Genomic DNA, 22,398 nt, shown 5'->3' on the forward strand with positions numbered 1-22,398 from the left:
GCAATGACGATGCTCATTCAGCCATCGCAGCGCTTGCCGTTTGCTTCGCCCGCCGTTCTCTGGCGGTTCCCCGTCCCTCCGCCCCGCACGCTTCGCGCGCGCTGATTTCTCGCGGCGTCGCGCCGCTTCCGCTGTAGCTCCGCCCGTTTGCATCGGCTCGTCGAGGCCGACGCACGGATCGGGTCGTCCCTGCGTTTCCCGTGGTTTCGTTTGTTACCCCAACTTATGATGACGAGGACAGAACATGCAGACATCCCGTAAAGCGTTGCCGTTCGCACTGAGCCTGGCCATCGGCATCGGCGCCGCGCTCCCCGCGTGGGCCGATTCGAAGGCGCCGAATCCGCAGGAGGAAAGCCGGCGCGCGAGCCTCACACGCGGCGTCGTGCCGCCCGCGGAGAAGGCCGGCAAAACCGGACAATTCCGCCCGGGCGCCGTCGCCGTCACGCTGGCCAGCCCGGCGTTCCACGCGAAGAAGGCAGACGCGGCGACGATGGCGCGCGAATTCATCGCCGCGCGCGCCGCGCAGCTCGGCCTCGACCCATCCGCGCTCGCGAATCTCGTCGTCGCGGCCGAGCGCGCCGACGCCGACTTCACCGTCGTCCGCTTCCAGCAGCGCGCGGCGGGGCTGCCGGTCTACGACAGCGACATCGCGGTCACGGTCGCGCCGGACGGCCGCGTGCTGTACGTCGCGAGCAAGGCGGTGAGCGGCGTCGCGGCCGTGTCGAGCAAGGCGCTGGCGGTCGACGAGCAGCAGGCGCTCGACCGCGCACGCGCGTACCTCGGCATAAGCGGCCTCGCGGGCGTGCAATCGCAGCTCGTCGCGTTCGTCGACGGCTCGGGCACGCATACCGCGTGGAAGGTGCGCGGCAAGCCGCAGGACGGCCTGCGCGGCGACTGGGAGCTGATCATCGACGCGAACAGCGGCGAAGTGCTGCGCGCCGAAGACAAGGCCTCCTATGCAACGGACGGAAGCGGTCTCGTGTTCCGGCCGGATCCGCTGTCGCCGACCAAAAGCAGCTACGGCAGCACCGGCTTCAAGGACAACAACGACGCCGACTCGCCGCAACTGAACGCCGCGCGCGTGCGCGTGACGCTCAAGGATCTGACGCAAACGAGCGGCGGCTACAAGCTCTCCGGCCCGTATGCGTCGTGCGTCGATTTCGACGCGCCGCGCGACAACGCGTGCCCGGTGCAGTCGTCGACGACCTTCGACTTCACGCGCTCGAACCTGTATTTCGAGGCGGTCAACGCGTATTACCACATCGACACGTTCCTGCGCTACGTGAACCTGACGCTCGGCATCAAGGCGCTGCCGTATCAGTACTCGGGCGGCGTCCAGTACGATCCGCACGGCGAATCCGGCGCCGACAACTCGTCGTACTCGTCGGGCTCCGGCCAGCTTTCGTTCGGCCAGGGCGGCGTCGACGACGCGGAGGACGCGGACGTCGTGATTCACGAGCTCGGCCACGGCATCCACGACTGGATCACGAACGGCGGGCTCTCGCAGGTCGAAGGCCTGTCCGAAGGCACGGGCGATTACCTCGCGGCCGCTTACAGCCGCGACTTCAATCAATGGAGCCCGTCCGACGCGCAGTATCACTGGGTCTTCAACTGGGACGGCCACAACGAGTTCTGGCCCGGCCGCGTCACCAACTACAACGTCGGCCGCACCTACTCGCAGGTCCGCAATACCGAGATCCACACGGCCGGCCAGTACTGGGCGTCGTGCAACATGGTCGCGCGCGATGCGATCGGCGGCGCGGCGATGGACAAGGCGTTCCTGAAAGGACTGTCGATGACCAATGGCTCGACGAACCAGAAAGCCGCGGCTCAGGCGGTGCTGACCGCGGCGGCCGCGCTCGGCTACAGCAGCGCGCAGCTCAATGCGATCGGCGACGCGTACAACAAGAGCTGCACGTACGGCGTAACCGTGCCGCAAAAGCTGTAACCCGTATAAAGAAGACGTAAGCGACAACGTACGCTGGGCGCGCGGCACGATCTGCTGCGCGCCTCTCCCCACGACCGCATCTCCCTCACCCGAGGAGATCGAACATGTCCAAGCTCCAACACGTCGCCGCCGCGCTGTGCGGCGTCCTCTGCGTCTCGGCCGCCCACGCCGCGCCCGTGTGGATCACGCTCGCCGATCCCGCATTCCGCGAACTGCGCGTGATCGATCCTGCCGCGACGAGCCGCTACAGCACGGCCGTCCCGACGGGGGATGCCGCGCGCACCGAGACCGTCCACGTCGCGCAAGTCGACGATTCGCTGCTCGAATCGTTGTCGCAGACGGTACGCCGCGCGCGCGGCCACGGTCCCGGCTTCTTCGTCCACGCGACCTACGACGACGCTCGCGCGTCACTGCAGCCTCGCACCGCCAAGCAGGCGGCCGCGATCGATTACCCGATCACCAACTCGCAGCAGATCCGCAACTGGATCTCGCAGCTTCAGGCGAGCAACATCGTCAGCACGATCGTGTCGATGTCCGGCTTCACGAACCGCTATTACACGACGTCGCACGGCGTCGCGGCGTCCGACTGGCTCGCGCAGCAATGGAAGCAGCTCGCCGGCTCGCGCAACGACGTGACGGTCGAGCAGTTCACGCACACCGGCTGGCCGCAGAAGTCGGTGATCCTGACGATCAAGGGCGGCGACCCGAGTGCGGGCGTCGTCGTGATCGGCGGGCATCTCGATTCGACCGTGGGCCGCATGAGCGAGAACACGCGCGCGCCGGGCGCCGACGACGACGCGTCGGGCATCGCGAGCCTCACCGAAGCGCTGCGCGTCCTGCTCGCAAACGGCTATCAGCCGAAGCGCACGCTGAAGTTCATCGGCTACGCGGCGGAGGAGGCGGGCCTGCTCGGCTCGCAGGCGATCGCGAAGCAGTTCAGGGCGCAGAACGTGAACGTGGTCGGTGCGTTCCAGCTCGACATGACGAACTACAAGGGCGATCCGAAGGACATCTACCTGATCACCGACTACACGAATTCGACGCAGAACACGTACCTCGCGAATCTCGCGAAGGCCTATCTGCCCGAGCTCGCGGTCGGCACGTCGCAATGCGGCTATGCGTGCTCCGATCATGCGTCGTGGAATGCGCAAGGCTATCCGGCATCGTTCCCGTTCGAAGCGGATCAGAACGACAATCCGTACATCCACTCCGCATACGACACGCTCGACCGATCGGACCAGCAAGGCAATCATGCGCTGAAGTTCGGCAAGCTCGCGCTCGCGTATGCGGCGGAGCTGGGCGGCGGGCTGAGCGCGTCCGCGAAGCGGTAAGCGGCGTCGGGCGCGGCGCGCAAGACGCGCCGCGCCCGAGTGCCGGGTATTGCGATGCGTCAGAACGAATGCCGCATCCCGATGCGCACGTCGGCCTGCGTCTGAGTCGACGACGGCGTGAAGCTGTAGCCGATCACCGCATCGACGCCGTTCGACGCGCGCAGATAGTCGCCCGAGATATAGACGTCCGTGCGCTTCGACAGCAGGTAGTGCAGGCCGGCCGAACCCTGATTCCAGTGATGGCCCTCGAAGCGCGTGTACTGGTAGCCCGCGACCAAGCTGAGCGCCGGCGTGAACTGGTACGAGCCGCCGCCTTCGTAGACCTGCATGTGCGACGTGTTGCCGAAGCCCTTGATCGTCGAGTACGTGAAATTGCCGGACAGCGTCAGCTTGTCGAGCGTGTAGCTGCCGCCGACGCCGAACGTGCCCTGGCTGTCGATGTTCATCGGCGAATTCGCGAACAGATCGGTGACCTGGCCGGTGGCCGGGTCGACGCTGACGGTCGGCTGGCCGAGGAAGGTCTTCGTGCCGATCATCGCGTACGGATCGAACGCGTAGATGCCGGACGGGTTGTTCAGGTGCGTGTACGCGGCGCCCACCGACAGATTGCCCTGCGTGTAGTTCGCGCCCGCGCTCCATGCGCTGTTGCGGTGGAAGTTGCCCGCGACGTTGCCGAACGAATACATCGCGCCGAACTTGAAGCCGCTGAAATCGTTCGACAGGAACTTCACCGAGTTCGGCAGGCGGTCGCCGTTGAAGCGGTCGAAGTCGCCCTGGTGGATCGCGTAGCCGCTCGCCCATGCGGAGATGTTGTTCAGATAGACCATCTCCTCCGTCATGTCGAGCTGATTGCCGAACGACAGCGTGCCCCAGTTGTTCTGCAATCCGACGTAAGCCTGGCGGCCGAATTCCGCGCCGCCGAAACCGAGCTGGCCGTTGCCGAGCCTGAAGCCGCTCTCGAGCACGAAGACCGCCTTCAGGCCGCCGCCGAGATCCTCGGTGCCCTTGAAGCCGATCCGGTTTCCGTACGATACGCCGTCGTCGAACTTGAAGACGTGCGAGCCGCCCGCATTGCTGACATACGTAATCCCGGCGTCGAGAATCCCGTACAGCGTCACGCTGCTCTGCGCGCGGCTTGCGCCCGGCGCGATTCCGATCGCAAGCGCAATTGCGCTCATCACGGCCACATTCGATTTCGTCATTGTCGACACCCCACCCTGCCTGTTCGAGAGAAAATGGATTCCCGCCTTGCCCACGCGAATCCGCGACTATTTCTTAAACGACGCACCACTCCGACGACCGTTGCGCATCACGCGCACAATCGGATGCCGTTGGCGAAAAATACAAACCCATTTTTCGCCCTACCCGTCTCTAGGCGACGTCGAATGGTCACGATGCGACCGTTTGGGGTAAATGCGGAGGGCGACGATCATCGCGCATCGAGCGCGGCACGCACGGCAGGCAAGCCTGGCGCTCCGGTCGCGGTGGTCACGCCGCCGAGCCATTCGTCGACGAGCGACGGGTGCGCGCGCAGCGCGCGTTGCGCGGCGTCCACAGCGGACAGCTTTTCCTGCAGCATCCCGGCAATCATTTCGTTTTCCAGATCGACCGTGAACGTCATCTGCCGGAACAAGCGCGCGAGATTCGCGCACCGGCCCAAGAAATCCGCGCGCGCGACGGTGTTGACGGTCGCGCCACCGTAGTTCGGTCCGAAGTACGCGTCGCCGCCCGACAGGTAGACGAGATGGAACTTCGTATTCGTCAGATGCAGCTCCCAGCCCAGGATATCGATCCGCTGCGCGGCCACGCCGACGCCGCCATCCTGTTCGGCGCCGGCGATTGGGCGAGCTGCACGTCGACGCGGCTCTTTCAGAAGCACGTCACACCGGCGTGCTCGCCCGCGTTTCGTGCCGCGCACGTCGATGTCGACCAGCCCGCCGATCTGCTGCGCCTGCCGCAGCTGCACGTGCAGCCTACGCGCCCCGAGCGCTGGCTCGCCTGGCACGGCTGGTTCGACGCGCACGGGCTCGCCGCGCCGCCCGAGCCGCACGGGATGACGTTCAACAGCTACGCGCTCGTGATTCACGCGGCGCTGATGAATCAGGGCGTGGCGCTCGGCTGGGCGCCGCTCGTCGACACGCTGATCGCCGCCGGCCAGCTCGTGCGGCTCGTCGATGCGCCCGTCGTGACGCCGCGCGGCGACTACCTCGTTCGGCCGCCCGCGCGCCCGGAAGCGCGCGCCGCGCCGCTGTTCCGCCGCTGGCTGCCCGACGCGTGCGCGTGACGCCGCACGCACTGGCGCGCCGATTCCAGCAGCGCGGCGATTCGGTTCTATCCGCATCCGATCTGACTTGATTAACTTGTGCATCGCCTCGGACGCCCGGCACCCGCGTCGCGCGCCGGGCGCCCATCGAGCCAGAGGAAACACATGTCCGTTCCCCAACGTCCCCATCAGTTCGTACTGACGCTGTCGTGTCCGAGCGCGGCGGGCCAGGTCGCCGCCGTCGTCGGCCTGCTCGACCGGCACCGCTGCTACGTCGACGAGCTGACCGTCTTCGACGACGATCTCAGCGAGCGCTTCTTCGTGCGCTGCGTGTTCCATGCGGCGGACGCCGTCGATTCGCTGCGCCTCGACGCGCTGCGGCGCGAGTTCGAGCCGATCGCCGCGCGCTTCGGCATGCAATGGGCGATCCACGACGTCGCCGCGCGGCCGAAGGTGCTGATCATGGTGTCGAAGCTCGAGCATTGCCTCGCCGACCTGCTGTTCCGCTGGAAGATGGGCGAGCTGAAGATGGACATCGTCGGGATCGCGTCGAACCATCCGGATCTCGAACCGCTCGCCGCGCAGCACGGGCTGCCGTTCCGGCATTTCCCGATCACGGCCGACACGAAGGCGCGGCAGGAAGCGCAATGGCTCGACATGCTCGACACGAGCGGCGCCGAACTCGTGATCCTCGCGCGCTACATGCAGGTGCTGTCGCCGGAAACGAGCGCCAAGCTCGCGAACCGCGCGATCAACATCCATCATTCGTTCCTGCCGGGATTCAAGGGCGCGAAGCCATACCACCAGGCGCATGCGCGCGGCGTGAAGCTGATCGGCGCGACCGCGCACTTCGTCACCGACGATCTCGACGAAGGGCCGATCATCGAGCAGGTGGTCGAGCGCGTCGATCACTCGTACCGGCCCGAGCAGCTGCTCGCCGTGGGCCGCGACGTCGAGTGCATCACGCTCGCGCGCGCGGTGAAGGCGTTCATCGAGCGCCGCGTGTTCCTGAATGGCGACCGGACCGTCGTCTTCCAGTAGCGAGCCCCGCGCGCGCCGCGGCTTCGCGGATCGGCTTCGGCCCGGATGCGGCGATGCATCCGGGCATTCCGGCCTGCGCACGGGCCTATCGAACCCAAGCGAAGTAGTACGCCATCCCGATCGTCAGCGCGGCGGCCGCGAGCGCCGCGTATGGCGCCACGTTCAGCCACATGCCGCGCGCCGGCACGACGAGCTCCATGTCGCGCTGCATTTGCGCAGGGAAGCGGCCGCGATCTTGCCAGTAATGGCGATAGACGAACACCGGCACGATCAGCAGCATCGCGATCAGGCCGTTGCGCAGCGTGCCGGCGCCTTGCAGGTCCGCGCCCGCGCCGACATAGACGAGATTCGCATAGCCGCAGATCGAGCCGAGCACGAGCAGCCACGTCGGGCAGCGGAACGGCCGCTCCCATTCGCCGCGATCCATTCGATGAATCCAGCCCGACTGCAAATTCAGGAAGACGAACAACATGTAGCAGACGTTCGAGATCGACAGCACCGTCATGTAGTCCGACATCAGCAGCAGCACGAGATTGAAGCCGAGATCGGTCCACATCGCGCGCGTCGGCGCGCCGTGCTCGTTCACGTGCGACAGGTACTTCGGCAGCCAGCCGTCGACCGACGCCTGGTAGAGCGTGCGCGACGAGCCCATCATCGACGTCATCACGATCAGCAGGATCGACAGCATCAGCATCACGACGACCGCGTTCGCGACCCACGCGCCGCCGCCGACGATGCGCGCCATCGCGGCCGCGACGCCCGTGCCGTCGCCGATGCGCGGATCGAGCATCGCCGCGGTGCCGAGCGCGCCCTGGAACGCCATCGGCACGAGCGTCATCACGATCAGGCACAGCGCGCCCGACCAGAAGATCGCCTTTGCGGTGTCGCGGCGCGGATCGCGGAATTCGCGCGTGTAGCAGACGGCCGTTTCGAAGCCGTACGACGCCCAGCCCGCCATGAACATCGCGCCGAGCGCCATCACGACGCCCTGCCCGTTCCAGCTGCCGAACGTGGCCGCCGTGAGATTGCCCTGCGCGTCGTGGCCGAGCGGCAAGAGCGGCAGGAGATTCGACATCGGCACATCGCCCGTGACGAACGGCACGATGCCGACGATGAGGAGCGGCGTCAACGACGCGATGCCGAGAATGCGCTGCGTGCGCGCGGCTTTCGATGCGCCGCTGTGCTGCAGCTTGAACGTGATCAGCAGCAGGATCGTCGCGATCACGAAGGTGGCGTTGACCCGCAGGGTCAGGCCGGGCTTGATGAAGCGGAGATCGGCGAGCGTCCATTGCCAGTGCAGGATCGCCGCGTCCGCCGGGAACAGGCTGGTGAGCGCATAGCTTGCTGCGAGGCCGCAACCGAGCGCGAGCATCGGCGACCACGCGAGCCAGTTGCACCACACGGAGACCGGAGCGATCAACTTGCTGTATCGCACCCAGCCGATCGCACCGTAAACCGATGCGCCGCCCGATTTATGGGGAAATAGCCCGGAAATTTCCGCATAAGTCGCGCTTTGAATCAAGCCCATCGTGATCGCAGCGATCCACACCGCCCACGCGGGTTGACCGACCGTCGCGCATACGCCGCCGATCGTGAACAGCACGCCCGCCGGCACGCCGCTCGTCACCCAAAATGCGTCCTTCCAACTGAGGCCACGATGCAGCGTGTGGCCTCTTTCTTCATGTGAGATGGTTGCCTCGATGTCGCTGGTGCTGCGCGCGCGCAGTCCTGCCTGACTCATCCAAAATCCTCCAGTGAAGGCTCCGCACAAGGGTACATTCTAACAACACTTCGTTGTGCGAGTCGAAAAAATGTCAAAAATCCCGCGAGAAAACCCGCTATTTTCTCTAATTAATTCGGATACCTTCGAATTTTTCACCATCCGCTCAAGCCCGGGCGCATGGGCCTGAGCGGACGATCGTCACTGCGCGGAGCCGACCCATTCGCCGACGCGATCGCCATGCGCGGCGATCCATGCATCGGCGGCCGCCGCAGGCTTCGATCCGTTCTGGATCGCGAGCATCACGCCGTCGATCTCGCCCGGCTTCCACTGGAACTTCTTCAGGAACGCGACGACCGGCTTCGCCTTCGTTTCGAGCGCCGGATTCACGACGCTGTCGACGTGCTCGGCTTCGCCGTAGACCTTCTTCGGATCGTCGAGGAAACGCAGCTTCCATTTCGCGAACATCCAGTGCGGCGCCCAGCCCGTCACGACGACCGGCTTGTTCGCGTGAATCGAGCGCGCGAGCTCCGCGGTCATCGCGCTGCCCGAGCTCGGCATCAGCGAATAGTTCAGACCATATGCCTTGATCGCGTCGTCGGTCTTGCGCATCACGCCCGCGCCTGCATCGATGCCGACGACGCGGCTGGCGAAGTCGGCCTTTTCCGCGTTGAGATCTTCGATCGTCTTCGCCTTCACGTAGCTCGGCACGATGAGACCGATCTTCGCGTCGGGGAAATTGGTGCCGAGATCGACGACCTTCGTCTTGAACTGATCCCAGTACGCGCCCTGCGTGACGGGCAGCCATGCGGACAGCGTCGCGTCGAGATCGCCGCGCGCGACGCCCTGCCACATCACGCCCGCCGCAACCGGCACGAGCTGCACCGGATAGCCGAGCCGCGTCTCGATGATGCGCGCGGCGACGTTCGACGTCGCGACGCTGTCGTCCCAGCCTTCGACGTAGCCGATCTTCAGCGTCGGTTTCGTATCGGCCTGCACCGGCGAGGCAACGGCGAGCATCATCGACAGCAAGCCGCAGCCCATTAGTTTCGCGAGGAATTTCATGATCGATCTCCTTGAGGTTGTCGGAAAGCGTAGGGCCTCTCTAGGTTCTTCAACCACAATTCCCCGGTATCGTTCTTTTACGACACGTTCTTGCGCAGCCGCGACGCGCTCACTTGTCGACGACGAGATCGGACAGCGGCTTGCTGCAGCAGAGCAGCACCATCCCCTGATCGATTTCGCGCTGACGAATGCCGCCGTTGTGCTTCATGTCGACCTGGCCGGACACGAGCTTCACCTTGCAGGTGCCGCACATCCCCTGCGTGCACGACGCGGGCAGGCGCACGCCCGAGCGGCGCGCCGCGTCGAGCACGTGCTGATCCGCGCCGCACGCGATCTCGCGGTTGCTCTTCGCGAACGCGACCATGTACTGGCGCACGTGCGCATCGCTCGCGCAATCGTCCGCCGCATCGGCCGGCGCCGCGTCGCCGTCGCCCGCCCGCGTTTCGCTTTCGGCGAGCGTCTCGAACGAGAAGCTCTCCTCGTGATAGCGGCTGCGATCGAACCCGGCTTCGTCGAGCATGTCGCGCACCGCCTTCATGTACGGCGCGGGTCCGCATGTGAAGATCTCGCGCTCGTGGAAATCCGGCGCGATCAGCTTCAGCATCGGCAGCGACAGAAAGCCCGTCACGCCGTGCCAGTTCGTACGTGCGCCGAGCCGCTCGCAGACGAACGCCGTGCGGAAGTTCGCATGCGTCGACGCGATCAGGTCGAGCTCGCGCGCGAAGATGATGTCGTCCGGCGTGCGCGCACTGTGGACGAACACGATGTCGCGATCCTCGGCGAGATCGTGATGCGCGCGGCTCATCGACATCAGCGGCGTGACGCCCGAGCCCGCGGACAGGAACAGGTACTTGCGCGCCGGATGCCGCGCGCACGTGAACTCGCCCGCCGGGCCGAGCACGCGCAGCGGCGCGCCCGGCTGCAGGTTGTCGTGCAGCCAGTTCGACACCTTGCCGCCCGGCACGCGCTTGACCGTGATCGAGATCGTGTGCGGCCGCGCGGGCGACGACGAGATCGTGTAGCAGCGGTTGATCGTCTCGCCGTCGATGTCGAGCTCGAGCGTGACGAACTGCCCGGGCTCGAACGAGAACGCGCGCCCCTGCGGCGAGCGGAAGAAGAAGCTCTTCACGTCGTGCGTTTCCTGCCGCACGTGGCAGCAGACGAGCGTTTCCTCGACGTCGCTCGTCCAGCGCTCCGGCAGCGCCTGCCAGAACGCGGGACGCGTCACGCGGCTGTCGGCCGGTTCGAAATTCGCGGCATCTCGCATCATGTTGCGCTCCGTCGACGTGCTATGCGCCGATATGCGCGGCCAGGCGGCCGACGTACCACTCGCAGAATTTCTCGACGAGCCCCTCGGTGAACGGCGAATACGGACCCGGCTCGTACGCGGTGCTCGCCGCGCCGCGCTGCGAGAATTCGACGAGCGCGCGATCCTGGTCGTTCGTCGCGTTCCAGACGGCCGTCAGGTTCTTCACGTCGTAGTCGACGCCTTCCTTCGCGTCCTTGTGAACGAGCCATTTCGTCCGGACGAGCGTTTCGCCCGCCGACAGCGGAATCACCGAGAACGTGACGATGTGGTCGCTCATGAAGTGGTGCCACGAATTCGGCTGCGTCCAGAACGACAGCCCGCCGAGATCCGCGCGGCGGAATTCGCCGAGCAGCTTCTTCGACGCGACCTTCGCGTCGAGCGTCTGCGATTCGCCGCTGCGATCGAGCGGCAGCCGCTGCGTGCGGAAGCCCGTCACGTCGGTCAGGCGCTCCACTTCGACGGACGGCAGACTCAGCGCTTCCCACTGCGCGGCGCGCTCGACGCAGGTGCGCTCGAACGCGGCCATCCCTTCGGCGTTCGCGGGCGACGGCTGATAGCCGAAGCCGTATTCGTACAACGAAATGGTCAGCTCCGGATGGTTCGCGACGCAGTGATAGCACTCGCGATTGTTCTCCATCGTCAGCTTCCAGTTGCCTTTCTCGATGATGTCGACCTGCGCGGCGATCTTCGTGTTCGGCAGATCGTGCGGCAGCAGATACGGCTCCATCGCCGCGCGCATTGTCGCGAAATCGGTCGGCGGCTCGTCGGCGAGACACACGAACAGGAGCCCCGCGAGATTCTCCAGGTGCACGGGCTTCAGGCTGTGCTTGCAGCGATCGAACTTCTCGCCCATGTGCTCGGCGAACATCAGCTGGCCGGTCAGGTTGTACGTCCAGCTGTGATACGGACACACGATGTTGCCGACCGAGCCCTTTTCGTCGTTGCACAGGCGCGCGCCGCGATGGCGGCAGACGTTGTGAAACGCGCGGATCTGCATGTCGTCGTCGCGCACGATCAGGATCGAATCGGCGCCGAGCTGAACCGTCACGTAATCGCCGGGCTCGGGCACGTCCGGCTCGACGCCCACCTGAATCCAATGTCGCCGGAAAATCGCGTCCATGTCGAGCGCGAAGATCTCGTCGCTCAGATAGAACTGGGCCTCGAGGCTGTAGCCCGCCTTGCGCCGCGCCACGAGCGCGCGGATGTCTGCCGATACTTTCATCGTTTGCTCCGGATTCCTTGCATCCATGGTGTTGTTGCCGACAGCCATCGTTCAGTAGTCGATGAGCTGATGCTCGCGCAAATACGCGAGGATCACTTGTGCTTTTTCGACCGAACTCCCTTCAATTACGACGTTTCCGCCGCGGCTTTCGGTCGTCGTCGCGGACAGCATCCGCGCGTGGCCGGAGCGCTTGTCGGCCGCCGCGAGCTTCACCGGCTTGCGCTCGGCCGCACGCGTCGTCCATTGCGCGGCGTCCGCCGACGCATGCGTCGCGACGCGCGTCGCGCGCACCTCGCCCGCGCGCAGCCGCGCATACGCGTAGCGCGGCTGCGCGCTCGCGAGCGGATGCACGGCGACGACGGCAGGCAGCGCCGCGTCGACGCGCCGACGAACGCCTTTCGGCAAGAATTGCCGCAGCGTCGCACGCCCGGCGTCGACGCTCACGTCGACCGCCGCACCGGCGAACCGCCAGCCGAGCGCCGCCGCGACGCGGTACGGCAGCATGCCGGTGTCGTACGCGCCCTCGGCGCGCGTGCCCGTCAGCACGAGATCGTGGCCGCGCACGCGCTCGGCGAGCGCGGCGGCCGCGTCGTCGCCGGCCGCGCATTCGAGCACCTCGACGCCGGCCGCGCCGAGCGCGAGGTAGTCGGCGAGCGCCGGGTTGCGCGGATCGCCCGCGTGGATCACGTCGAGCCGCGCGCGATGCTCGGCGGCCAGTGCGCGGCCGATCTCGAGCGCGGCCGCGTCGTTGCGGCTGTAGCGCGGCGCGCCCGACACCGGATGGCGCCCGACCGACACCAGCACCGCAATGCTTCCCAGCTTTCGATTTGCATTCATGCGGCGGCTCCCACGTATTCGGTCTCTTGCGATGCGGCGCTCGATCGCACATGCGCGGCGCGCGCGGCGCTCACTTCGTCGATCAGCGCGGCGATCGTCGCCTGCGCATCGCCGACGATCGTCAGGTTCGCGCGCTTGGCGATCGGCGCGCTGCCGTCGAGATTCACCGCGATCACGTGGCGGCAGTCCTTGATCCCCTGAAGGTGCTGGACGGCGCCCGAGATCCCGAACGCGATGTAGACGCTCGCGTCGACCGTCTTGCCGGTCGCGCCGACCTGCTTGTCGCGCGTGAAGTGGCCGTTGTCGACCGCGACGCGGCTCGCGCCGATCGCCGCGCCGAACGTTGCGGCGAGCGTCTCGAACGCGGCGATGTCGGTCACGCCGTTGCCCGCCGACACGATGAAGTCCGCTTCTTCGAGCGCGACCTGCGCGGCGTCGATCTCTTCGAGGCCGAGGTCGCGGTAGTCGTCGCCGGCCAACGAGCGCGCGGCCGGCGCGCCGTCGAGCGTGCGCTCGCGCGCCGCGCCGACGAACGGCAGCTTCGGCTCGACCGCGTTCGGCGCGAGCAGCACGACGTCGGGCAGCGCGCGCGTCGCGAAGCCGCGTTTCGCGTCGACGTATGCGCCGACGTGGTCCGCCGCGATCTCGACGACGTTCGCCGCCACGCTCGCGTTCGTCGCCGCGGCGTAGCGGCGGCCGAGATCGCCGTCGCCCGTCGCGTTGTCGGGAATGAACACATGCTGCGGCATCAGCGCGGCCGCGCACGCGCGCAGCGCATCGAGCTCGCGCTCCGGCGCGAACGCGCGGCGGTCGAAGCCGCGCAGCACGATCAGCGTGTCGGCGCCGAGCGCGCCCGCGTCGTCGTTCAGTTCTCCGAACACGACGAGCGCGACTTCGGTCTGCGCATCGGCGAGCAGCGCGGCGGCCGCCAGCGTCTGACGCGCATGGTCGTCGAGCGCGCCGCGCTCGCTGTGCGCGGCGACGAGGAAGACGCGCTTCGCGTCGCGCACGACGCGCACCGGCTTCGCGGCCGATGGTCCGTGCGCGTGCGCCGTCCACTGCGCCGCATCGCCGGAAGCGCTGCCCGTCTCGCCGAGCGTGATGCGTTTCAGGCCCGCCGCGGTGATGACGAACGGCCGGCGCGGATCGATTCGTTTGAGCGTGGTCATCGGGTCACTCCAGCGAGGCGGCGACGAGTTCGGCGACGTCGAGCACGTCGGGCCGCGGGCCGACGACGCCTTCGAGCATCGCGGTGCAGTTCGGGCAGCCGACCGCGACGACGTCAGCGCCCACCGCGCGCGCGTCGGCGATCCGGATGTCGGGGATCCGCTGCTTGCCGGGGATGTCGGTGAGCGGCGCGCCGCCGCCGCCGCCGCAGCAGCGGCCGCGCATCCCGTGACGCTCCATCTCGACGACCTGGATGCCGATCGTCTTCAGCAGCTTGCGCGGCGCTTCCGTCTCGCCGTTGTAGCGGCCGAGATAGCACGGATCGTGATAGGCGATGCGCTTCTCGCGCAGCGCTTCGGCCGCCTGCGGCTTGATCTTGCCGGCCGCGACCAGCTCGGCGACGAAGGTCGTGTGATGCTTGACCGTATAGCGGCCGCCGAGCGCGCGGTACTCGTTGCGCAGGCTGTGCATCACGTGCGGGTCGGCCGTCACGATCTGCTCGAACGACAGCGCGCCGAGCGTGCCGATCAGGCGTTTCGCCATCTGCTGGAACGTCGCTTCGTCGCCGAGCCGGCGCGCGACGTCGCCCGTGTCCGTTTCCGCGCGGCCGAGCACCGCGTAATCGACGCCCGCGTGATTCAGCACTTTCACGAGCGCGCGCAGCGTGCGCTGATAACGCATGTCGAACGCGCCTTCTCCGGCGACGATCAGGACATCGACAGGACGCCCCGGCTGCGCGACGGGCGCGCTCAGATCGACCGACCAGTCGTAGCGCGCGGCGGTGTCGTAGCCGCCCATCGTGCCGGTCTCGCGCAGGTTCGCGAGCACGTCCGCGCCCTTGCCGGGCACCGCGCCGTGCACGAGCGTCTGGTTGCGCCGCATGTCGACGATCGCGTCGACGTGCTCGATCAGCATCGGGCACTCCTGCACGCACGCGCGGCACGTCGTGCACGACCACAGCGTGTCGGCTTCGATCAGCGAAGACACGATCGGACGCTGCGGATCGCCGCCGTGCCGGCCGACCGGAATCCCGGGCGTCGGGCTGCCCGCGTACGCGGCGTCGGTGCCGCCCGCCATCCCGACGACGAGATCCTGGATCAGCTTCTTCGGATTGAGCGGCTGGCCCGACGCGAACGCGGGGCATGCGGCTTCGCACTTGCCGCACTGCACGCACGCATCGAAGCTCAGCAGCTGATTCCAGCGGAATTCGGCCGGCTTCGCGACGCCGTACTCGTCATGCTCGACGTCGGACGGCTTCAGCGCGGTCGGCGGCGTCGCGGCGCCGTTGCCGGCGTACGACTCGCGCGTCGCCGCGAAGCGCTCCTGACGCGGATGGAACGCGAGGTGCAACAGGCCGGCGATCGCATGCTTCATCGGCCCGCCCTTCGCCGCGCCGACCGTCATCGCGAACGCGCCGACGCCGATCAGCGCCGCGCACAACGCCGCGAACGCGCCCGACATCGCGGCCGTCGGCACGAGCATGAACAGCACGAGGCCGAGCGCGAACGCGCCGAGCAGCCAGGGCAGCGTGTTCCACGGGCCGCGCGACAGACGCGCGGGCACGTCCTTCGCTTGACGGCGGCGCCACACGAACACCGCGCCGACGAGCATCGCGAGCGCCGCGACAAAGATCAGCTTGTCGAGCCACGGCGAGTAGATCGCGAGCCCATAGTTGACGAACACGAGCGCGAGCGCGGCGATCGCGCCGCCCGCCGTCGCGACGTGCGTCTTCGCGATGTACGGATCGCGCGCGACGACGTGGTGCAGATCGACGAAATAACGCTTCGGAATCGCAAACAGATTCGCGAGCCCGAACGCGCCGGGCGCGGTCGCGCGGCCGAGCCGCCAGTACGACGAACGCTTCGCGACCGCGAACGCGAGGCCCGCGACCGACAGCCACAGCAACGCGGTAATCAGAAAGGCCGGATTCATCGTCAGAAATCCTTCACGAGACGCAGCGCGTCATAGATCGCGCCATGGATGTTGTGCATCGAGATGCAGTCGCCGACGCGGAACAGCAGGAAGCGGCCGTTGCCGAGCGCCTCGGACAGGCACGGCTGCGGCTCGGCGGCGAACAGCTTGTGCACGTCGATCTGGCCGCGATTGACCGATTCCGGCTTCAGCTTCCAGTACAGCGCGTCGTTCGGGCTGATGCCGTTCTCGATCACGACCTGATCGACCGCGCGTTCCTCCTGCTCCTCCGTGTATTCGTTGCGCAGCACCGCGATCTTCTTGCCGTCCTCCTCATAGACGCGATCGAGCCAGTAGTTCGGCGTGTGGATCACGCCCTGCGCGTAGAGGCGCCGGTAGAAAATCGGGAACGTCGTGCCGCCGCAGTCGTCGGCGATCTTCACGTCCGGCGTGACGATCTCGACCTGCGAGCCGCGGCTCGAGATGAAATCGGCGACGCCCGCGCCCGCATGCGTGCTGACGCCGTCGTAGACGAGCACGTTCCGCTTCGGCTCGACGCGGCCCGACAGGATGTCCCACGAGCTGACGGCGAGCCCTTCGGCGACGCCCCATGCCGGCACCTGATCCGTGAAGCTCCGGCCGCCCGTCGCGAGCACGATGATGTCCGGCTTCTCGGCCATGATCATCTTCTCGTCCGCTTCGACGCCGAGACGCCGATCGACGCCGAGACGCTTCGTCTCCATGTCGAACCAGCGCACGATGCCCGCCATCTGCTCGCGCTGCGGCGCTTTCGCGGCGAGCATGATCTGACCGCCGACTTCGTGATTCTTCTCGAACAGCACGACGTCATGGCCGCGCGAACGCGCGACGCGGGCCGCTTCCAGACCTGCCGGCCCCGCGCCGACCACGACGACCTTGCGCTTCGGCCCGCGCGACTTCTCGATCACGTGCGGCATCGTCGCCTCGCGCGACGTCGCCGCGTTCTGCACGCACAGCACGTCGAGGCCGTTGTACTGGCGGTCGATGCAATAGTTCGCGCCGACGCACTGCTTGATCTCGTCCTCGCGGCCGTCGCGGATCTTGATGACCATGTGCGGATCGGCGATCTGCGCGCGCGTCATGCCGACGAGGTCGACCATCCCGTTCGCGAGCAGGCGCTCGGCCTGGCCCGCGTCGCGAATGCTCTGCGCGTGCATCACCGGAATCTTGACGACCGACTTGATGCCCGCCGCGAGATGCACGAACGGCTCGGGCGGCAGCGCCATCGGCGGCATGCAGTTCGCGAGCGTGTTGTGCGTGTCCGCGCCCGAGCCGATCACGCCGAGGTAATCGATCAAGCCCGTCTCGGACATCGCCTGCGCGATCTCCTTCAGTTGCGCGTGATCGAGGCCGTCCTCGTGGAACTCGTCGCCGCACATCCGCAGGCCGACGCAAAAATCGCGGCCGACCGCCTCGCGCACCGCCTTCAGCACCTCGACGCCGAAGCGCAGCCGGTTCTCGAGGCTGCCGCCCCATTCGTCGGCACGGAAGTTCGTCCGCGGGCTCCAGAACTGGTCGATCAGATGCTGGTGCGCGGCCGAGATCTCGATGCCGTCCATCCCCGCATCCTTCACGCGCTTCGCGGCCGCCGCGAAATCGCCGATGATCCTGCGGATTTCCTCGACCTCGATGATCTTCGCGTTGCCGCGGTGCACCGGCTCACGCACGCCCGACGGCGACATCAAGTGCGGCCAGTGCTCGCCGTGAAAGGCGGAGCGCCGGCCCATGTGCGTCGCCTGGATCATGATCTTCGCGCCGTGCCGATGCATCGCTTCGGCCAGCCGCGACAGCGGATCGACGATCTTGTCGGTCGACAGGTTCACCGATTTCCACCAGCCTTGCGGGCTGTCGATCGATACCGGGCTCGACCCGCCGCACACGGCGAGGCCGACCCCGCCCTTCGCCTTTTCCTCGTAGTAGCGGATGTAGCGGTCGCCGGGCAGCCCGCCCGGTTCCGCGTACACCTCAGCGTGCGCGGTGCTGACGATCCGGTTGCGCAGCGTGAGCTGGTTCAGCGTCAAGGGTTTGAACAGATGGGGATAGCGCATCGCGGGCGACCTCTGGCGTTCTCGTAAGCGTGACGTTGGCGTGGTGGATGTCGTGTCAGTGCGAAAGCGGCGACACTTCGAACACGCAATGGTCGTGGCCTTCGGCCGCGCATTGCGCTTCGTTCGATTGCGCGCGCGGCGCGCCCGAGCCTGCCGGCGTCGTGTCGTTGACCCAGTCCATCGCGCCCGCGAACCAGCCGGCGAACATGTAGCAGAGCTTGCCTTCCTTGCCCGGCTGCGCGAGCACGAACGACGAGTGGCGCAGCTCGATCTTCGCGCGCGCGTTCGCCGGATCGGCCTCGATGATCGAGAACAGCCCCCAGCCGCGCTGCGACAGGCGCTTCAGGTAATGCTCGAACACCGCCATTCCGGCGATTCCGTGCTGCTTCGCTTCCTTGTCGCACCAGTGGTACGCGGACTTGTAGCCGGCCTTGTAGAGAATTTCCGCGTAGACGTCGCGGCCGAGCGCCTCTTCCACCGCCGTATGGTTGTTCGTGAAGAAATGGCGCGGCACGTACAGCATCGGCAGCGCGTCGGTGGTCCAGACGCCGGTGTTCGGATCGACGTCGATCGGCAGTTGCGGTTGCATCGTGTGACTCCGTGGGGTAAAACGCGCGGCGTCTTCGCGCACGCGCGGCATCGTCCGCGCGCCGTCGCTCGTCGAGCGGGCGCGTCCTGAATCGAATCGGTTGAAAACGGAGAAAGCGGACGTTTACGCGCCCCAGACCTCCTTGAACACGCGCACCCAGTTCTCGCCCATGATCTTGCGGATGCGTGACGCCTTCCAGCCGGCGCGCTCCATCGCGGCCGTCAGGTTCGGAAATTCGCCGATCGTGCGGATTCCTTCCGGGTTCACGACCTTGCCGAAATTCGTGAGCCGGCGATAGCGGCCCTTGTCGTGCGTGAGCCAGTCGAAGAAGTCGACGCTGAAGCCTTGCGTGAAATCGGTGCCGATGCCGACCGCGTCCTCGCCGATCAGGTTCACGACGTAATCGATCGCTTCGATGTAGTCGTCGATCGTCGCGTCGATCCCGCGCTTCAGGAACGGCGCGAACATCGTCACGCCGACGAAGCCGCCCGCATCGGCGATCTCCTTCAGCTGCGCGTCGCTCTTGTTGCGCGGATGCTCTTTCAGGCCGGACGGCAAACAGTGCGAATAGCAGACGGGCTTCTTCGAGAACGCGATCGCTTCCGACGACGTGTTGCCGCCGACATGCGACAGATCGACCATGATCCCAACGCGGTTCATCTCGGTGATCACTTCGCGGCCGAAGTCCGACAGGCCGCCGTCGCGCTCGTAGCAGCCGGTGCCGACGAGGTTCTGCGTGTTGTAGCAGAGCTGGACGACGCGCACGCCCATGTCGGCGAACGCCTCGACATAGCCGAGGTTGTCCTCGAACGCATGCGCGTTCTGGAAGCCGAGGATCACGCCCGTCTTGCCTTCCTGCTTCGCACGGTGGATGTCGTCGGTCGTGCGCACGAGCGTCAGCAACTCGCCGTTGTCGCGGATCTGCTTCTTCATCAGCGCGATGTTGTCGACCGTCTTCGTGAAGTTCTCCCACACGGACACCGTGCAGTTCGCGGCCGTCACGCCGCCTTGATGCATGTCTTCGAACACCGAGCGTTCGAACTTCGAAATGTTCAGGCCATCGATGATGATGCTGTCCTGATGCAGCGTGCTCATGGATTCTCCAGTCTGGTCTGCGCGTTGGTCGGTCGTCGTGCTGATGCGCGGCGCTCAGTAAATCGGGAAGCGCTCGCAGAGCGCGAAGATCTCGCGGCGCACGCGCTGTTCGGTCGCGCGGTCGCCTTCCGGGTTCGCGCGCAGCGCGTCGAACACCTCGAGAATCAGCCGGCCGACCTCGCGGAACTCCGCGACGCCGAAGCCGCGCGTCGTGCCGGCCGGCGTGCCGAGGCGGATGCCCGACGTGACCGTCGGCTTCTCGGTGTCGAACGGGATGCCGTTCTTGTTGCACGTGATGCCCGCCCGCTCGAGCGCCTGCTCGACCTGCGCGCCCTTCAGGCCCTTCGGACGCAGATCGACGAGCAGCAGATGGTTGTCGGTGCCGCCCGTCACGAGATCGACGCCGCCCGCCTTCAGCACTTCGCCGAGCGCCTGCGCGTTCGCGAGCACGTTGTCGATGTAGGTCTTGAAGTCGCCGGCCAGCACCTCGCCGAACGCGACCGCCTTGCCGGCGATCACGTGCATCAGCGGGCCGCCCTGCAGGCCGGGGAACACCGCCGAGTTGATCTTCTTCGCGATGTCTTCGTCGTTCGTCAGCACGAAGCCGCCGCGCGGGCCGCGCAGCGTCTTGTGCGTCGTCGACGTGACGACGTGCGCGTGCTCGACCGGATTCGCGTGGCGGCCCGCGGCGATCACGCCGGCGATGTGCGCCATGTCGACCATCAGCTTCGCGCCGACCGAATCGGCGATCGCGCGAAAGCGTGCGAAGTCGAGCTTGCGCGGATACGCGGAGAAGCCCGCGATGATGAGGCTCGGCTTGTGCTGCTGCGCGAGCTCCTCGACCTGGTCGTAATCGATCAGCATCGTGTCGCGGTTCACGCCGTACTGGACCGCGTTGAACCACTTGCCGGACAGCGCCGGCTTCGCGCCGTGCGTGAGGTGCCCGCCCGCGTCGAGCGACATGCCGAGCACCGTGTCGCCCGGCTTCGCGAGCGCGAGCATCACCGAGCCGTTCGCCTGCGCGCCGGAGTGCGGCTGTACGTTCGCATAGCCGGCGTTGAAGATCCGCTTGACGCGATCGATCGCGAGCGCCTCGACTTCGTCCGCGAATTCGCAGCCGCCGTAGTAGCGCTTGCCCGGATAGCCTTCCGCATACTTGTTCGTCAGCACCGAGCCCTGCGCCTCGAGCACCGCGCGCGACACGATGTTCTCCGACGCGATCAGCTCGACCTGCGACTGCTGCCGTTCGAGTTCCTTGAGGATCGCGCCGCGCACGGACGCGTCACGCTCGGCGAGCGATTGCGAGAAGAAAGGATTGGCGTTCGACATAGGGCGTCTCGTCACTGGATTTTGAGGGGCTCCGGGGCAGGCTCGAAGGCCCGTCGCACGGCGTTTTGGCGTCCCGCCGCAGCGGCTGCCGACGGCTCTATTCTTGTCGTTCGGATTTTTCGCCGATTGATGAATTCAGACGCTTTCTTTCCCTTTTCCGACATGCTCGTCACTTTTGAACAAGTGACCGATCGTGCGTTTTCTGCGCCGGCTGTCCCCGGCTCCCGCACGCCGTCCGGCACTGGCGAGGTGCCGCCGCTGCACTCGCGCTGCGCAGCCGCTCCCGGTTACGGTGCGGTGCAGCGAAACGCGGCAGACAGGCAATCGCGCCGATCTAGGGTTTAGCCGTATGGCACGCTTGTTGCGCTCGATTTCACAATACGCAAGCCAAGCGCCCCGGCTGCATCAAGACCAGATTCAAGGAACGCCTCCCCATGTCGCCCGACCGCACCGTGTCGCTGTCTCACTTCGCGTTCATGCCGCTGCCCAATTTCACGATGATCGCGTTCACCAATGCGATCGAAGTGCTCAGGATGGCCAACTACCTGAGCGGGCAGCCGCTGTACCGCTGGTCGATCATCAGCCCGGAGGGCGGTCTGGTCACGGCGAGCAACGGGCTTTCGGTCGATACCGGTCCGGCCGACTGCGTCGGTCAGCCGGACATCGTGTTCGTCTGCGGCGGCATCGACGTGCAGCGCGCGACGCAGCCCGAGCATCTCGCGACGCTGCGCCGCTTCGCGCGCGCGGGCGTCGCGCTCGGCAGCCTGTGCACGGGCACCTACGCGCTCGCGAAGGCGGGCCTCCTCGCCGGCTATGCGTGCGCGATCCATTGGGAAAATCTTTCAGCGCTGAAGGAAGAATTTCCGGACACCCGGTTCCTGAAGGAACTGTTCGTGATCGACCGCGACCGCGTGACGTGCACGGGCGGCGTCGCGCCGCTCGACATGGTGCTGAACCTGATCGCCGCGCGGATCGGCACCGCGCGCGTCACGCAGATCGCCGAGCAGTTCATCGTCGAGCACGTGCGCGACACGAGCGCGCAGCAGCGCATGCCGCTCGTCGCGCGGCTCGGCTCCGCGAACAAGTCGCTGTTCGAAGTGATTTCGCTGATGGAGAACAACATCGAGGAGCCGCTGTCGCGCGAAGAGCTCGCGCGGCTCGCGAACATGTCGCAGCGGCAGTTGCAGCGCCTCTTTCGCGAGCATCTCGGGATGACGCCGACGCATTACTACCTGACGCTGCGCCTGCGCCGCGCGCGCGAGCTGCTGCTGCAGACCGACATGTCGATCATGCACATCACGATGGCGTGCGGCTTCCAGTCCGCGTGCCACTTCAGCAAGAGCTATCGCGACGCGTTCGGCACCGCGCCGACGCGCGAGCGCCGCAAGCAGGTTGCGCCGCTGGCGCAATCCGCGATGGCGAGCGGCGCGCCCGTGCCGTCGATGTTGCTGCACGCCTGAGCATAGTCGCGGCGCGCGTCGCCG

At 66.8% G+C, this 22,398-nt stretch carries 16 protein-coding genes and 2 pseudogenes; 5 read left to right on the plus strand and 13 right to left on the minus strand.

The features are described from left to right. Positions 1–244: 244 nt before the first annotated feature. Positions 245–1,948 (plus strand): M36 family metallopeptidase, encoded by a 1,704-nt coding sequence (locus BG90_RS29680; protein ID WP_025990158.1) that lies wholly within the window; start codon positions 245–247, stop codon positions 1,946–1,948. A gap of 104 nt (positions 1,949–2,052) precedes the next feature. Then, positions 2,053–3,279 carry a M28 family metallopeptidase gene (locus BG90_RS29685; protein ID WP_010118111.1) on the plus strand — a complete coding sequence of 409 codons (1,227 nt, stop codon included), beginning with the start codon at positions 2,053–2,055 and terminating at the stop codon, positions 3,277–3,279. Positions 3,280–3,338: 59 nt separating this feature from the next. On the opposite strand, the gene BG90_RS29690 is transcribed toward BG90_RS29685, so the two are convergent. Together BG90_RS29690 and BG90_RS29695 are read right to left on the minus strand one after the other, a co-directional pair. Continuing rightward, entirely contained in the window at positions 3,339–4,481 is a 1,143-nt protein-coding gene (locus BG90_RS29690; protein WP_010118110.1) for a porin, read from the minus strand. Between the two features lie 227 nt (positions 4,482–4,708). Beyond that, positions 4,709–5,071 (minus strand): annotated as a pseudogene (locus BG90_RS29695) (glycine betaine ABC transporter substrate-binding protein); the annotation flags it as partial. Between BG90_RS29695 and BG90_RS29700 the strand changes: the two are divergent. After that, a pseudogene (locus BG90_RS29700) lies at positions 5,057–5,563 on the plus strand (LysR substrate-binding domain-containing protein); the annotation flags it as partial. The pseudogenes BG90_RS29695 and BG90_RS29700 overlap by 15 nt on opposite strands. A gap of 144 nt (positions 5,564–5,707) precedes the next feature. Continuing rightward, positions 5,708–6,583 carry a formyltetrahydrofolate deformylase gene (purU, locus tag BG90_RS29705; protein WP_010118106.1) on the plus strand — a complete coding sequence of 292 codons (876 nt, stop codon included), beginning with the start codon at positions 5,708–5,710 and terminating at the stop codon, positions 6,581–6,583. Positions 6,584–6,668: 85 nt separating this feature from the next. On the opposite strand, the gene BG90_RS29710 is transcribed toward purU, so the two are convergent. The 11 genes from BG90_RS29710 to BG90_RS29760 all read right to left on the minus strand — a co-directional run bounded on the left by BG90_RS29710 (position 6,669) and on the right by BG90_RS29760 (position 20,914). Then, positions 6,669–8,324, minus strand: a complete 1,656-nt coding sequence (locus tag BG90_RS29710) for a trimethylamine N-oxide permease (protein ID WP_010108255.1) — start codon at positions 8,322–8,324, stop codon at positions 6,669–6,671. Between the two features lie 180 nt (positions 8,325–8,504). Beyond that, complete coding sequence (locus BG90_RS29715) at positions 8,505–9,368, minus strand: glycine betaine ABC transporter substrate-binding protein (RefSeq protein WP_010118105.1); 864 nt, start codon at positions 9,366–9,368, stop codon at positions 8,505–8,507. Between the two features lie 109 nt (positions 9,369–9,477). After that, positions 9,478–10,638: an FAD-binding oxidoreductase gene (locus BG90_RS29720; protein ID WP_010118104.1), complete on the minus strand. Its 1,161-nt coding sequence runs from the start codon at positions 10,636–10,638 to the stop codon at positions 9,478–9,480. A 19-nt stretch (positions 10,639–10,657) separates the two neighbouring features. Beyond that, entirely contained in the window at positions 10,658–11,926 is a 1,269-nt protein-coding gene (locus BG90_RS29725; protein WP_010118103.1) for an aromatic ring-hydroxylating oxygenase subunit alpha, read from the minus strand. 24 nt (positions 11,927–11,950) lie between these two features. Next, on the minus strand, positions 11,951–12,736 hold the full coding sequence (locus BG90_RS29730) for a drug:proton antiporter (RefSeq protein WP_045568507.1): 786 nt from the start codon (positions 12,734–12,736) through the stop codon (positions 11,951–11,953). Beyond that, entirely contained in the window at positions 12,733–13,905 is a 1,173-nt protein-coding gene (locus tag BG90_RS29735; RefSeq protein ID WP_010118098.1) for an electron transfer flavoprotein subunit alpha/FixB family protein, read from the minus strand. The genes BG90_RS29730 and BG90_RS29735 overlap by 4 nt, the downstream gene beginning before the upstream one ends. A 4-nt stretch (positions 13,906–13,909) precedes the next feature. Beyond that, complete coding sequence (locus BG90_RS29740; protein WP_010118097.1) at positions 13,910–15,835, minus strand: (Fe-S)-binding protein; 1,926 nt, start codon at positions 15,833–15,835, stop codon at positions 13,910–13,912. A 2-nt stretch (positions 15,836–15,837) separates the two neighbouring features. Next, entirely contained in the window at positions 15,838–17,901 is a 2,064-nt protein-coding gene (locus BG90_RS29745; RefSeq protein WP_010108246.1) for an NADH:flavin oxidoreductase, read from the minus strand. 55 nt (positions 17,902–17,956) lie between these two features. Further along, entirely contained in the window at positions 17,957–18,490 is a 534-nt protein-coding gene (locus tag BG90_RS29750) for a DUF5943 domain-containing protein (RefSeq protein WP_010108239.1), read from the minus strand. Between the two features lie 123 nt (positions 18,491–18,613). Continuing rightward, the gene (locus tag BG90_RS29755; protein ID WP_010108238.1) at positions 18,614–19,585 is read right to left on the minus strand and encodes a dipeptidase; all 972 of its coding nucleotides are present in this window, start codon (positions 19,583–19,585) and stop codon (positions 18,614–18,616) included. A 54-nt stretch (positions 19,586–19,639) separates the two neighbouring features. Next, positions 19,640–20,914 (minus strand): serine hydroxymethyltransferase, encoded by a 1,275-nt coding sequence (locus tag BG90_RS29760; protein ID WP_010108237.1) that lies wholly within the window; start codon positions 20,912–20,914, stop codon positions 19,640–19,642. 434 nt (positions 20,915–21,348) lie between these two features. On the opposite strand from BG90_RS29760, the gene BG90_RS29765 reads away from it, so the two are divergent. Next, the gene (locus BG90_RS29765; RefSeq protein ID WP_010108236.1) at positions 21,349–22,374 is read left to right on the plus strand and encodes a GlxA family transcriptional regulator; all 1,026 of its coding nucleotides are present in this window, start codon (positions 21,349–21,351) and stop codon (positions 22,372–22,374) included. The last annotated feature ends 24 nt before the right edge of the window (positions 22,375–22,398 follow it).

Source organism: Burkholderia oklahomensis C6786 (assembly GCF_000959365.1).
GTDB lineage: Bacteria > Pseudomonadota > Gammaproteobacteria > Burkholderiales > Burkholderiaceae > Burkholderia > Burkholderia oklahomensis.